The organism is Fretibacterium sp. (assembly GCF_057312375.1).
The window spans coordinates 1-13,724 of sequence record NZ_DBHLDX010000008.1 but is presented as its reverse complement, the minus strand read 5'-3'; the positions used below and the strand labels follow the sequence as shown (position 1 = coordinate 13,724).

Sequence of the window (13,724 nt, the reverse complement as noted above, 5' to 3'; positions counted from 1 at the left end):
TTTTGACGGTCTGGCTTGAAAAAAGGGCCGGCAGGGTGTCCCCCCGCCGGCCCTTGCGTTGGGACGAACGCCTAGGCCCGGATGGCCTCGATGCGTCCGGGGTAGGCCGCTACGGCCTGTTTCAGGATGTTCCCGGACTTGATCAGGTCCTCCGTCTTCAGGACGTAGGCCAGGCGCATCTCGTCCTTTCCGCGCCCCGGCGTGGCGTAGAAGCCGCTGCCCGGCGCGCCCATGGTCGTTTCGCCGTTGACGTCGAAGTTCTGCAGCATCCAGATGATGAACTTCTCGCAGTCGTCCACGGGGAACTTCACCATGATGTAGAAGGCGCCCTTGGGCTCCTCGCAGATGACGCCGTCGATCTCCTTCAACACCTTGTAGAGCGTGTCGCGACGCGTCTTGTACTCCCGGTTGACCTCTTCCAGGTAGCTCTTGGGCGTGGCGTAGAGGGCCGTGGCGCCCACCTGCTCCAGCGTGGAAACGCAGAGGCGGGCCTGGCAGAGCTTCAGGACCTGCGCCATGAAGTCCTTGTTCTTGATGGCGATGCAGCCGATGCGCGCGCCGCACGCGCTGAATCGCTTGGACACGGAGTCGATCATGATGACCCGGTCCCGGATGTCCGGGAAGCTGGCGAAGCTCGTGAACTTGTCACCGTCGTAGGTGAACTCGCGGTAGACCTCGTCCGCGATGATGTAGAGGTCGTACTTCTTCGCCAGCTGGGCCGCCGCCTCCAGCTCCTTCTGAGTGTAGACGGCGCCCGTCGGGTTGCCGGGGTTCGAGAACCAGAGGGCCCTCGTTCGGGGCGTGACGAGCTTCTCGATTGCCTCCAGGGGGGGCAGGTGGAAGCCCTCCTCGGCCCTCGTGGGGATGGGGACGATCTTCGCCAGCGCGGAGTTGGCGAAGGTGTTGTAGTTCGCGTAGAAGGGCTCCGGCAGCAGGATCTCGTCGCCGGGGTCGCAGATGGCCTGCACGGCGAAGGAGAGGGCTTCGCTGCCGCCGTTCGTGATGTAGATGTCGTCCCGGTCGTAGGGGATGTCCCAGGCGTGGTAATAGGCGCTGATGGCGTCGCGCAGCTCGTTGCGCCCCTGCGAGGCAGCGTAGGCAATGGTGTCGACCTTGAAGCTGCGGATGGCGTCGAAATACCCCTGGGGCGTCTTGATGTCCGGCTGGCCGATGTTGAGGTGAAAGACCTTCTTGCCCTTGGCCTTTGCCTCGTCGGCGTAGGGGATGAGGCGGCGGATGGGGGATGCGGACAGCGCTTTGATTCGTTCAGAAAAACGCATGACGATGACCTCCTTAACGTTAAAATGAGTCAATGAACATGGCGTGCTCGGAGGACAGGGCCGCGGGTTTGGGGTGCGCGCGTCCTCCGCGCTTTGGGATCACTTCGCCTTGCCCTGGTTCGCGACGGCGGCCTGAGCCGTGGCGATGGCGTCGGCGTCGCCGAGGTAGCGGTGGGATTCGGGCGTCATGTCGTCGTTCAGCCGGTAGAGGAGCGGGACGCCCGTCGGGATGTTGAGCTCCAGGATGTCCTTGTCGGAGATGTTGTCCAGGTACTTCACGAGCGCCCTCAGGCTGTTGCCGTGGGCCGCGATGATGACCCTGCGTCCGGCGCGGACCTCCGGGACGATGGCCTCCTTCCAGTAGGGGACAACGCGGGCCACGGTGTCCGCCAGGCACTCGCCTGCGGGGAGCTCCGATTTCGCGAGGTTCGCGTAGCGCGGGTCCTTCCCCGGGTAGCGTTCGTCGTCCTCCTTCAGGAACGGTGGGCGCACGTCGTAGCTGCGGCGCCAGATCTTCACCTGCGCGTCGCCGTACTTCGCCGCGGTGTCCGCCTTGTTCAGCCCCTGGAGGGCGCCGTAGTGGCGCTCGTTCAGCTTCCACGAGTTCCGGATGGGGATCCACATGAGGTCCATCTCCTCCAGGACCAGCCACAGCGTCTTGACGGCCCGCTTCAGGACCGAGGTGAAGGCCAGGTCGAAAGTGCAGCCCTCCTCCTTCAGGAGCTGTCCTGCGGCCCTGGCCTCTTGGACGCCCTTCTCGGACAGCGGCACGTCCGTCCAGCCCGTGAAGCGGTTCTCCCTGTTCCATGCGCTCTCGCCGTGACGTATCAGGACGATCTCGTACACTGAAAAGGCCTCCCCTCAAGTTTAAAGCCCAACGCGTGATGCGGCCGCGTCGTCCGTCCGCGCGAAGGACGCAAAAAAATCCTGTTGATGTTTGGTCCAAGAATATCAGAAAGAGGCGGATTTTTCAATTTGTGCGTTTGCGCGGCGCTATGGTTTCAGCACCTCCCGGTACTCCGACTCCAGCGACACCTCCGCGAAGGTTCCCATCTCGTTCATGACGGTCAGCGCGTCGTCCACGATCTGCATGGCGATGGGGCAGCCCGTCCCCTCTCCCAGCCTCATGCCCAGCGTGACGAGGGGGTGCAGCCCCATGGCCTCCGCCACGGCCGCGTAGGCCGGCTCCACCGACCGGTGGGACGCGATCAGGAACTCCTGAGAGAGCGGGGCGATGCGGGAGGCCAGGAGCGCCGCCGCGATGGCGATCACCCCATCGACCACCGCCGGGATGCGGTAGGCCGCCGAGCCCAGGAAGACGCCCGTCATGGCTGCGAGGTCGAGCCCTCCGACGCAGGACAGGATGTCCAGCGCGTCCTGCGGGTCGGGACGGTGCCGATCCAGTGCTTCGAGGATCACGCGCTTCTTCGTCTCGAAGGCCGCGTCCGTCAGGCCGCCTCCGCGCCCGACGAGGTCGCTGTCCCGTGAGTCCAGCGCGGCCATGATACAGGCTGCGGCCGGCGTTGTGTTGCCCATGCCCACCTCGCCTGCGCCCAGGATCTGATAGCCCTCCTCCCGAGCCCGCCCCGCGCACTCGATGCCAAACTCGACGGCCCGCCGCGCCGTTTCGGGCGTCATGGCCCGTCCCTTGGCGAAGTTCTCCGTCCCCCTGGGCATGAGCTTGCAGCTTGCGTCCACCCCGGGCGTCGGCCCCAGGTCCCGGACGCCCAGGTCAAAGAGGCGGAGGTCCACCCCGGCCCTGCGGCACAGCACGTTGATGCCGCAGCCCACGTCCGCCGCGTAGAACTCCATCAACACTCTGGTGAAGTACTGCGGTGAGCCTGATACGCCCTCGTCGTAGACGCCGTGGTCCGACCCGAAGAGCAAGTGTACCCGCCGGTCGATGGAGTTCTTCACCTGTCCCGTGATGCCCGCGAGGCGAATGGAGAGCGCCTCCAGCTCTCCAAGGCTCCCCACGGGCTTCAGCAGGCCCTTCTGGCGCTCCTCGGCGGCCCTCACGGCCGCCGCGTCCAGGGGTGCGATGCGCGCCACCGCCTGCTCGATCGTCAAGTGTTCCCGCATGTTCAAGATTCCTCCCGAAAGGTCATGAATTTCGTCGGTTCTTTGATTTGTCGTACTCCCTTAGAGTAGAGTAAATTTTCCTCACGCAGCCCACATAATTGTATAATAAAACTTAACGGGCGGCGAACCGAGGCCCCCCTGAGTTCTTTCGTCGAAAATTCGTCGAAAAGTCGAAAAGAGGATGCGTTATGACCTTCCCAACCGCGCTGTGCTTTGCCCTCCTGCTGGACGTCCTCCTGGGCGACCCCCACGCCCTGCCGCATCCCGTCGTCGGGGTCGGCCGCCTCATCCGCTTCTGGGAAGGACGGCTCTACCCGGAGGCGGGCGCCCCCCACGCCGTTGTTCGGGGCGCAGGACTCTGTGTCCTCGTGCTGCTCTCGACGCTTGCAGCAGTTGCCGGATTGCTCTGGGCGGCGGGCTGGGACGGCGGCCTTGCGGCGGCGATCGAGGTGTACCTGCTCTACGCGGCTTTGGCGTGGCGGTCCCTGAAGGACGAAACGATGCCCGTCGCCCTGGCGCTGTTCCGGCGGAACCTGCCTGGGGCGCGGGCGGCGCTGTCCCGCGTCGTGGGCCGGGACACGGAGAACCTGGACGAACCCGCCATTGTGCGCGGAGCCGTCGAAACCGTCGCGGAAAACTCCGTGGACGGCGTGATGTCCGTCCTGTTCTTCGCGGCGCTGGGCTGGGCTGTCGGAGAGGGCGTCGGCATGGTCCTCGCCGTCTGGGGCTTCAAGGCGGTCAGCACCATGGACTCCATGGTGGGCTACGAAAACGCGCGCTACCGCGAATTCGGACGCTCGGCTGCGCGGCTGGATGACGCGCTGAACTTCCTCCCCGCCCGCCTCGGCGGGCTCGTCATCCTTGCGGCCGGCGCGTGCCTCGGCATGGATGCGGGGGAGGGGATGCGGGTCTTCCTGCGCGACAGGAGAAAGCACAAGAGCCCCAACAGCGCCCACGGGGAGAGCGCCTTTGCGGGGCTTCTGGGGCTGAGGCTGGGGGGCGGCGCCCTCTACGGCGGCGTTGCCCAGTCGCGCCCGTGCCTGGGGGACGGGGTCCGGACACCTGAGGCGGCGGACGTCCTGCAGGCCCACAGGTTGCTGGACGCGGCGTCGGCCCTCTTCGCCCTGCTCTGCGCCCTGCCCTTCCGGCTCGCCTGAGCCCTTGTCCTTGGTGACGACGATGACTGTGGAAAAGGGCATGACCCAACCTTCCCCGGACGGAACCCTCCGCGCGCTGCGGGACCACGGGGCGAACCCGGAGAAGCTCTATGCCGCGCTGGGCATCCCCATGCCGGCGGACGTCGTCGACTTCAGCACGAACACCTGTGCCCTCCCTTGGCCCGACGAGGCGGTGGCCCGAGTGATCGACAACACGGCGCGCCTGGCGTCCGCGTACCCGGACGACGAGTGCCTGGCGCTGCGCCGCCTCATCGCCGCCCGCGAGGGGCTTGCCCTGGAGAACGTCCTCGTTGCGAACGGGTCCAACGAGGCGCTGTACCTTCTGGCCTCGTTCTTCGCCGGGCGCCGCGCGGCGGTGCTCCAGCCGTCCTACGGGGAGTACGCCCGCGCGCTTCGCGCCTTCGGGGCGGAGGTGGAGGACGTCTTCGGCCTCGATTCGGCGGTCCACGCCGACCTCCTGATCCTATCCAACCCCTGCAACCCGACGGGGGCGTACCTCCCGCCTGAGGAGCTGGCCCGCTTTGCGGCGGACCGCCCGGACATGACCCTGGCCGTTGACGAGGCGTACATCGACTTCCTTCTGACGCGGGAAAGGGAGAGGCTCGACGTGTGCGCGCTGCCGAACGTCCTCCTGCTGCGCTCCCTGACCAAGACGTACCACCTGAGCGGGGCGCGCATCGGCTACGTGCTGGCGGGGGAGGATTGGATCCGGCGCCTGGGGAGCCGTCAGCCGACCTGGAGCGTCAACGCCTTCGCCCAGGCGCTGGCCCTGGCCTTCATGGAGGACGAGGGCTTTCTGACGAGGCTCCGGGCTCACTACGCCGAGGAAGCGCCCCGCCTGGTCCGCGCGGTGGAGGCGGCGGGCTTTCGCGTGCGGCCGTCCTGCGTCCACTACTTTCTGATGGAAACGGACGACGACGAGGCCCTGATTCGGGGCCTGATGGAGCGCGGCATCGTGGTGCGTCACACGCGGAACTTTCCCGGCCTCGAGGGGCGGTGCGTCCGCATCGCCACGCGGACGCGCCAGGAGAACCGGCGGCTCGCCAGCGTGCTGAGAGAACTGAGGGAAAGGGGCGTTTTCTGATGAAGGGGATCATGGTGCAGGGGACCTCCAGCGATTCGGGGAAGAGCTTTCTGGTCACGGCGCTCTGCCGGCTGCTGTCCGACCGGGGCTTCCGCGTCTGCCCGTTCAAGTCCCAGAACATGTCGAACAACGCCTGCGTCACGCGGGACGGACGCGAGATGAGCCGCGCTCAGGCGGTGCAGGCGGAGGCCGCGCGGCTTGAGCCCGAGACGTTCATGAACCCCATCCTCCTGAAGCCGCGGCGGGACGTGTCCTCGGAGATCGTGCTGGAGGGGCGCGCTCTGGATACGCCGGCGGAGCGCGGCTATTACCGCACCTTCACCCGGACGCTGGGCATCGAAGCCGTGCGCCGCGCCCTGCGCCGCATCGAGGAGCGATTCGACGCGGTGGTCATCGAGGGGGCGGGCAGCCCGGCGGAGGTGAACCTGAACGATTTCGAGATCGTGAACATGTGCGTGGCGCGCGAGGCGGATGTACCGGTGTTGCTGGTGACGGACGTGGACCGCGGCGGGTCCCTGGCCTCCATCGTCGGCACGCTGGAGCTCCTGGGGGAGGACCGCGGTCGGGTGAAGGGCCTGATCTTCAACAAGTTCCGCGGCGACAGGAGCCTCTTTGACCCTGCCGTCGGCTGGATCGAGCGGCGCACGGGGGTGCCGGTCCTCGGGGTGATGCCCTGGGTGGAGGGCGCGGCCATCGCGGGCGAGGACTCCCTGAACGTCCACTGGGGCCGGACGGGAGGCGAGGGCCTCTCTATCGGCGTCGTGCGCTTTCCGGGGCTGTCGAACTTCACGGACCTGGACCCCTTTGAGCTGGAGCCGGACGTGGAACTTGTCGGCCTGGATGCGGACACGCCCGAACGGACGCTTCATTCCCTGGACGCCGTGCTCCTGCCCGGCTCCAAGAACACGATGCGCGACATGGCGTGGCTTGAGCGGACGGGGCTGGCCCGTGCCGTTCGCGACCTCAGCCGCGCGGGGAGGTGCGTCTTCGGGGTCTGTGGCGGCTACCAGATGTTGGGGGAGCGCCTGTTGGACCCGGACCTGAAGGAGAACTCGGAGATACGGGAGATCAAGGGGCTGGGGCTCCTGCCCTCCGTGACGGCTTTCGGCGTGGGGGAGAAGCGCACGATCCGCACCGAGGGCAGGGTGCGGCGCCAGCTCTCCGCCGACGAGGTCCCCGTGACGGGCTACGAGATCCACTTCGGCGTCACCCGCCCTGCGGGGGGGAGTTCCTGCCCTGCGCTGCTGGAGGTCGCGGGGGGCGGCGTTGAGGGGTTGGCCCGTCCGGACCTCTCCGTGGCGGGCACGTACCTGCACGGCATCTTCGATGCCGACGCTTTCCGGGCGTTATGGCTCAACGCGGTGCGGCGTTCACGCGGACTGGAGGAGCGGGCCGTCACGGACACGAGAGCCATGAAGGAGCGCGCCTACAACGCCCTGGCCCGTGCTGCGGAACGGCACCTTGACATCGGCGCGATCCTGAGGCTGATGGGGCTGGCGTGATTCCAATCCCCAAGCCATCGTAGGACTTCGTCGTTTGGGGCGTGTTACAGGAGTGGGCCCGCTTCTTCCCGTGATGGGAGAGGAAGCGGGCCCACTCGCTTTTCGGAGGCCTTGGGACGGAGATGGGGCGCGCCGTTTGGGGACGCCCTATTGACTTCGTCGCGTCCTGCGATTCGTCCGGCCCATCCCGGCGTTCGCCACGTACCCTGCGGCGTTCTTCACGCTTGCGGCGACGGCTGCGGTGGAGGGGACGATCTCTCCGTCGTCGTGCGCTGCCTTGGCCTTATAGGCGGGGGGTGCGACGGCGTCCGTCGTTCGGGACGTCTTGCCCGATTCAGCGGCGATTCGGTCCGCCCGCTCCTTAAGGTGCTTTAGGCGGCGGTCCGTCGGAGGGTGGGAGTTGAACCCGTTGGGCTCGGTCCCAAGGCCCGCGTCCTTAAAGCGCTTCATGGCCCGATAGAGGGCGTGGGGGTCATACCCCGCCTTGGCCAGGAGGTCCGTCCCGTAGTCGTCGGCCTCCACCTCCTGCTCACGGCTGAAGCCGCTCTCCGCAAGGGTCATGCCGATGGCCCCGGCGGTCTGAGCCAGGTCTCCGGCCTTCCCCAAAAGCGACCCCAGGATGGCCCAGCCGACGTTGCGGCTCACCTGCTCCTTGTAGTGCCCGCGGCGGACGTGCCCGATCTCGTGTCCCAGCACGCCCGCGATCTCGTCCTCCGCGTTCAGGAGGTCCATCAGACCCTGGGTCACGTGGACGCTGAAGTCCTCTGCGGACTCGTACTTCACCCATGCGTTGGGCTTGTCGGACTTCTCGAAGGTAACGGAGATCCTCTTGAAGCCGTCTGCCGCGGCCATGCGCTCCCACGCCCTCTGGACGACGGCCCTGTCGATCTTGGCCCAGGCCGGGGCGACGGTTGCTGCCACCAGGAAGGCGGCGATCAGAACCGCCGCGCCGCCAAAGGGCCGTTTTATTCTCTCAAGCTGCATCCTCATCGACCTCCTGCCGACTTCCCGATCGTGTGCGGCTCCGCCGCCATGTCGTCGTTCCTGCCCCCTGCTCGACGTGTGGTTATGTGTGCTCTCGCCCCTCAGGTGAGCGCGAAGTCCGCCACCAGGGGAGTGTGGTCCGAGGGGCGCTCCCAGCCGCGTGGCTCGCGTTCCACAAAGCAGTCCGTGGCTCGGAGGGCCAGGGCGGGTGAGGCGAGGGCGTGGTCGATGCGCCAGCCGATGTTGCGGGTTAGCGCGTCCTTCACGCGATAGTCGAAGAACGTGAACTCTCCGGGGTCCGGGCGAAAAACGCGCAGCAGGTCCTTCAGCCCCTCGGAGGTTCTGGCGAATCGCTCCTGGATGTCGCGGCAGAAGCAGACGTGGCCGCGCTTGTTCTCCGGGTGCGTGACGTCTGCGTCCGTCGGCGCCACGTTGAGGTCGCCGACCCAGAGAAAGGGCCCCTCCATCTCCCGCAGAATGAGGCCTCTCACGCGCTCCAGAAAGCGCTTCTTGACCTCGTAGTCCGGGTGATCGACGGACTTCCCCTGGGGCACGTAGGTATTGAGCACCGTCATGCCCGCCAGGCGCGTCAGGCCCACCCGGGTGGGGAAGTCCGGCTCCTCCCCGTCGCCGAAGCCGAAGGTCGTCTCGGCGGAGAGCGTTTCCCGTACCAGGGCCGCCACGCCGTTGTAGGACTTCTCGCCGCAGAAGCGGGCGCGGTATCCCATCGCGGCGAAGGCGGCCTCAGGAAAGTCCTCGTCCGTGGCCTTGGTCTCCTGAAGCATGAGGACGTCCACACCGCTTTTCGGCAGCCAGCGCTCCAGGATGGGCATACGGCTGCGCACGGAGTTGACGTTAAACGTCGCGAGGCGAAGCCTGCTCATCGGTCAGAGGCTCTTCTTTCCGGCCCGCTCGCGCAGGATGCGGCGGAGGATCTTGCCCGTCCCTGAGAGGGGGAACTCATCGACGAACTCGATGCTGCGCGGCGCCTTGAAGTGGGCCAGGTGCTCCTTCGCGTAGCGGATCAGCTCGCGCTCCGTGACGGTCGCGCCGTCCTTCCGCTGGATGTAGGCCTTGGGGACCTCTCCATTGATGTCGTGGGGGATGCCCACGACGATGGCCGTCTGTACCTCGGGGTGCCCGGCGAGGACCTTTTCCACCTCCTGGGGGTAGACGTTGAAGCCTCCGACGATGAGGATGTCCGTCACGCGGTCCAGGATACGGACGAACCCGTCCTCGATGCGCACGTAGTCGCCCGTGTTGAACCAGCCGTCCTCGAATCGGTCCGCCGTGAGCTCCGGTGCGCGGAAGTACCCGCGTGTGACCGATGGACCCCGCACCCAAAGGACCCCCTCGTTCTCCTGGGTGTCCTGTCCTTCCCGCGTGCGGAGCTTGTACTCGTAGCTGTCGAGAAAGGGTCCGACGGAGCCCGTGCGGTGGGTTTCATAGCTGCGGTTTATCGTGACGACGGGCGAGGTCTCCGTCAGGCCGTAGCCCTCCATGATGTCCCGTCCCGTCAGGTGCAGAGCCTGCTCGTGCAGGTTGGGGTTCAGGCGGTCGCCCCCGGAAACCAGGAGTTTCTGCCGCGCCAGCCCCTCCTTGGGGAACTTCCCGCGCTCGACGGCCATGAGCAGGTAGGCGTAAATGGCGGGCACGGCGAAGGTGATGTCCACCGGAGCCTCCAAGATGGCGCGCATCGCCGGCTGGGGCGGCAGGAAGGCGGGCACGATGGCCAGGCGGGCGTTCATCGTCAGGGGCAGGATCGTGGCGACGGTGTAGCCGAAGGAGTGGAAGTTGGGCAGCACCGTCAGAATGACACGCCCCTCCTGGAGGGCGGGGACGACGTCGCGAAGGCACTTGCAGTTGTCGATGAGGTTCCCGTGGGTGAGGGGCACGGCCTTGGGGGCTCCTGTGGTGCCCGAAGTGGCGAAGATCACGGCCAGGTCGTCGTCCTCCGGCTTACCGGGCCTGCACCTGAAGGGCGGCAACGGCCCCTCCGGTGGGCAGACGGCGTGAGGCCATCCCGCCTCGTCCAGGACCGCGATCACGTCGTCCTGAACGTCGGGGGCGATGACGCAGCCCGCGGGCTCGATCAACTCCAGGGTCCCCTTCAGCGAGGGGATGCCCGCCGCGACGTTCAGAGGGCAGAACGTCCCCCCCCGTCGCCAGACGGCTATAGAAAGCGCCAGGATCATCGGGCAGTTCTTCATCATGACGACGAGGCGCTGCCCCCTGCCGAAGCCGGAGTCCCTGAGCGCCGCTTCACAGTCCTCCGTGAGCTTCAGGAGGTCGGCGCCCGTGCGCCACGTTCCCTCCCACCAGTAGCAGGGCTCGTCCCTGTGGCGATTCAGGCTCTCGGTGATGATCTCTTCCAATCTCTGAGGCATTATCGATGCATTCCTCCTGTTGTCTTGTCTTAAAGGTTAAAACGGCGTTGCCGTTTCGTGCCCCGTGGGCGTGGACGCCCCGTTAGGCGTTGCTTTCGGGCTGGCCTATGGCCGGCGCGATGAAGGCGAGCGCGGAAACGGGTTTCAGCGTTGAGTGCGATCGCGCTCCTGCTGGCGCAGCACGCGGCGCAGCACCTTGCCCGTGCTGGAGAGGGGGAGCTCCTCCACGAACTCCACCTCCCGCGGAACCTTGTAGTGGGCGAGGCGGGCCTTGCAGAAGCGGATCAGCTCCGATGCCGAAACCTGCGCGTCCTTATCCTTGATGACGAAGGCCTTGGGCACCTCCCCGCTGATGTCGTTCGGCATCCCCACGACGATGGCCGTCTGCACGGCGGGGTGCTGGGAGAGCATGGCCTCCACCTCCTGGGGGTAGACGTTGAAGCCCCCGACGATGATGATGTCCGTCACGCGGTCCAGGATCGTGATGTATCCGTTCTCGATGCGCACGTAGTCCCCCGTGTTGAACCAGCCGTGGTCGAACCGCTCACGGTTGAGCTCCGGCGCGTGGTAGTAGCCCGCGGTCACCGAGGGCCCTCGCACCCACAGCACGCCTTCGCCCGCTTCCGTCGGCGCGCCAGCCTCCGTCCGAAGTTGTAACTCAAAGCGGGGCAGGGGCCGCCCCACGGTCCCCAGCCGGAAGCCCTCCTCGACGCGGTTTGCGGCCAGCACGGGGGAGCACTCCGTGATGCCGTACCCCTCCAGGACGCCGACGCCGAAGGCGGCCTTCACGCGCCCGTCCATCTGGGGGTTGTAGCGGTCGCCGCCCGCGATGAGGAGGCGCACGCCCTCCGCCTTTTGCCCGCTGCGCTCCAGGAGGGCGAGGATGAAGTTCAGCATCGTGGGCACCAGGGGCAGAATGCTGGGGTGAGCTTCCTGGATGGCCCGCAGGGTGTTCTGGGGCGGCATGAAGCCGGGGACGACGACCTGCGAGGCGCCGACGTAGAGAGGCAGCAGCATGCTGACGGTGAGGCCGAAGGCGTGGAAGTTTGGCAGGACGGTCAGGAACGAGTCCTTGTCCGACAGCGTGGGGATGGCCTCTAATATCCCGCGGCACTGGTCCAGCAGGTTCGCGTGGGTGATGGGCACGGCCTTGGGGTCGCCGGTGGTGCCGGAGGTGGAGAAGATGACGGCCAGGTCCTCGGCCTCAGACTCGGCCGGCCGGCCGGTGAGGGCGGGGGGCGTCCCCTCGGTGGGGAACAGGGCGCAGGACAGGTCCGCGCCGCGGATGGCCTCCGTCAGGCTGCCGCTCACGCCCTCGGAAACGACGACGGCGAAGGGCCGAAGCAGGTCCAGCGTCTTGAGCAGGGACGCTGCGCCGGCCTTCTCGTTCAACGGGCAGAAGGAGCCGCCAAGCCGCCATGCGGCCAGGGCCAGAGCCTCCGTCATGGGGCTGTTGGGCATCATCACGGCAAGCCTCTGTCCGGGGCCGAATCCCGCGTCCTTCAGCGATCGCGTGCAGCCGTCGGCGAGGGACTGGAACTCCCTGCGGCTGCCCCACGCTCCTTTCCACCAGAGGCACCGCGCCTCCGGCTCCTTGCGGAGACGTTCGTCCAGTACGTCGTTTAATCTCTCGGGCAAGGTAAGCCCCTCCTCCTGAGGGCGCGGCCGGCCCCTCGAAATGTAAGGTTTATAGTGATTTATTATACGATAAGACGCGAAAAATGTGGGGAGAAGGGAAAGGGCGTAGGACGTGGCGGACGAGTTTCCTTTCCAGAGGACGATGGTCCCCCGCCGCGGGAACTCAGCGACCCCGTGGCACCCAAAGGACACCGCTTACTGCTGCTCCCTTCCGGGCCTGACAGGGTTCACGGGCCTTTGCCGCACAGGACTGAGCCCCCGCGCCGGGGGACTAAATCAGTATACAGGATGCCTCGTTTTTTTTCAATGATTCAGCCGCAGAGCGCGTCAGTTCTTCTCGTCCTTAAGGAACTGGTTGCAGAGCACGGGCGTTTCCTGCAGGATACGTCGTCAGGCGCTCAAAAAGTCCGACAGCACCTCGTTGAACCTGTCCGACTCCTCCCAGAAGAGCATGTGCCCCGAATTCTCGAAAAAGACCGTCTTCGCCCCCGGAATGGCCTCGCCCACATAGGCGCTTCCCTGCCAGGGAAAGACCTTGCTGTTCCGGGCGACGAGCACGAGCGAGGGGACCGTTATCCTCGGCAGGAAGTCCCTCCAGTCGATATGCGTATGGTCGCGCATGATTTCGATGCGTACCTTTGGAGGGCACTTGGAGATCTCGTCCGCGAGCTCGGCAACCTCATCGACGGTTGGCTCCCGATGAAGGCAGCCGTGAACGAGCCCTTCGGCCGAGGCACGCGGCAAAAACTCCGCGGCGCAGCAGGTGCGCACAAACGTCTCCGCGTCATAGCAACTCGTCTGGCCCCAGGTCCAGTCCGGACCGATATACTGCGCCGGTGCCTGATCGATACAGACGAGTTTCTCGACGTGACGCGGTCCGAACAGCTCAAGATAGCTCCAGGCGATGGATGCCCCCATGGACCACCCGACGAGGGTCACTTCGTCCAAGTCCAGCGCCTCAATCAGATTGAGGACGTCCATCGCGTAGCGGGCAATGCGGTGTCCGTGCAGCACCTTCTCGGATTCCCCATGACCGCGGAAATCCATAAGGACGACTTTATGGTCCTTTGAGAGGGACTCCACATTTTTACAGAAAAAATGCGTCGTGCAGGTCCAGCCTGGAAGGAATAGCACCGGTTTCCCCTGACCACTTACCTCATAGTGAATGGAAACGTTATCGTTGGTGGTTACGAACGGCATGACTGACCTCCTGTTGGATTTGAATTCCTCCGCGTCCGCCTGCTGTCTGGAATCGGAGAATGGAAACGCAGAGCTATCAAGGATATTTTCACATCCAATATGACATATACCACCGGAGTATGAAAAAAGCAACTTTTAAGGCGGGGTCATCAGTCCAGACGTTTTTAACGGAATGGAAGACCTCTCGGCGGTGCGTATGCTCCAGGATGGGCTGGAGGTCATTGGCTGAGGCTCCGCATCAGCGCGAGCCACCCCTCTGCGGCGCGGTCCTCCGAGAAGTACGACGCCCGCTCCTTCAAGAGCGAGACCGGCATGGGGTGTGCCAGGGCGTCGTCCAGCGCATCGGCCATGGCCTCGTCGTCCCCGACGGGCACGAGCCAGCCGTACTT

11 protein-coding genes and 1 other RNA gene are annotated in these 13,724 nt (G+C 66.0%); 3 read left to right on the top strand and 9 right to left on the bottom strand.

Features of this window, described 5'->3' with window-relative positions:
- Positions 1-71: 71 nt before the first annotated feature.
- The 3 genes from ACO41U_RS02495 to cobT all read right to left on the bottom strand — a co-directional run bounded on the left by ACO41U_RS02495 (position 72) and on the right by cobT (position 3,362).
- On the bottom strand, positions 72-1,280 hold the full coding sequence (locus tag ACO41U_RS02495) for a pyridoxal phosphate-dependent aminotransferase (RefSeq protein WP_485941347.1): 1,209 nt from the start codon (positions 1,278-1,280) through the stop codon (positions 72-74).
- A 99-nt stretch (positions 1,281-1,379) separates the two neighbouring features.
- Complete coding sequence (gene gpmA, locus ACO41U_RS02490) at positions 1,380-2,126, bottom strand: 2,3-diphosphoglycerate-dependent phosphoglycerate mutase (protein WP_485941346.1); 747 nt, start codon at positions 2,124-2,126, stop codon at positions 1,380-1,382.
- A 147-nt stretch (positions 2,127-2,273) separates the two neighbouring features.
- Entirely contained in the window at positions 2,274-3,362 is a 1,089-nt protein-coding gene (gene cobT, locus ACO41U_RS02485; protein ID WP_485941345.1) for a nicotinate-nucleotide--dimethylbenzimidazole phosphoribosyltransferase, read from the bottom strand.
- A gap of 188 nt (positions 3,363-3,550) precedes the next feature.
- On the opposite strand from cobT, the gene cbiB reads away from it, so the two are divergent.
- Genes cbiB through ACO41U_RS02470 form a run of 3 tightly spaced genes read left to right on the top strand, consistent with a single transcriptional unit; the run spans position 3,551 to position 7,126 of the window.
- Complete coding sequence (cbiB, locus tag ACO41U_RS02480; protein ID WP_485941344.1) at positions 3,551-4,519, top strand: adenosylcobinamide-phosphate synthase CbiB; 969 nt, start codon at positions 3,551-3,553, stop codon at positions 4,517-4,519.
- 22 nt (positions 4,520-4,541) lie between these two features.
- A complete protein-coding gene (gene cobD / locus ACO41U_RS02475; RefSeq protein ID WP_485941369.1) occupies positions 4,542-5,624 on the top strand; it encodes a threonine-phosphate decarboxylase CobD in 1,083 nt (360 codons plus the stop codon).
- Positions 5,624-7,126 carry a cobyric acid synthase gene (locus ACO41U_RS02470; RefSeq protein ID WP_485941343.1) on the top strand — a complete coding sequence of 501 codons (1,503 nt, stop codon included), beginning with the start codon at positions 5,624-5,626 and terminating at the stop codon, positions 7,124-7,126. The genes cobD and ACO41U_RS02470 overlap by 1 nt, the downstream gene beginning before the upstream one ends.
- A 147-nt stretch (positions 7,127-7,273) precedes the next feature.
- On the opposite strand, the gene ACO41U_RS02465 is transcribed toward ACO41U_RS02470, so the two are convergent.
- The 6 genes from ACO41U_RS02465 to ACO41U_RS02440 all read right to left on the bottom strand — a co-directional run bounded on the left by ACO41U_RS02465 (position 7,274) and on the right by ACO41U_RS02440 (position 13,335).
- A complete protein-coding gene (locus ACO41U_RS02465) occupies positions 7,274-8,110 on the bottom strand; it encodes a M48 family metallopeptidase (protein ID WP_485941342.1) in 837 nt (278 codons plus the stop codon).
- A gap of 101 nt (positions 8,111-8,211) precedes the next feature.
- Positions 8,212-8,994 (bottom strand): exodeoxyribonuclease III, encoded by a 783-nt coding sequence (gene xth / locus ACO41U_RS02460; RefSeq protein ID WP_485941341.1) that lies wholly within the window; start codon positions 8,992-8,994, stop codon positions 8,212-8,214.
- Positions 8,995-8,997: 3 nt separating this feature from the next.
- Complete coding sequence (locus tag ACO41U_RS02455) at positions 8,998-10,497, bottom strand: AMP-binding protein (protein WP_485941340.1); 1,500 nt, start codon at positions 10,495-10,497, stop codon at positions 8,998-9,000.
- A 144-nt stretch (positions 10,498-10,641) separates the two neighbouring features.
- On the bottom strand, positions 10,642-12,135 hold the full coding sequence (locus ACO41U_RS02450; protein ID WP_485941339.1) for an AMP-binding protein: 1,494 nt from the start codon (positions 12,133-12,135) through the stop codon (positions 10,642-10,644).
- A gap of 158 nt (positions 12,136-12,293) precedes the next feature.
- An RNA gene (gene ffs / locus ACO41U_RS02445) (signal recognition particle sRNA small type) lies at positions 12,294-12,392 on the bottom strand.
- Between the two features lie 133 nt (positions 12,393-12,525).
- The gene (locus tag ACO41U_RS02440) at positions 12,526-13,335 is read right to left on the bottom strand and encodes an alpha/beta fold hydrolase (RefSeq protein ID WP_485941338.1); all 810 of its coding nucleotides are present in this window, start codon (positions 13,333-13,335) and stop codon (positions 12,526-12,528) included.
- Positions 13,336-13,724 lie beyond the last annotated feature (389 nt).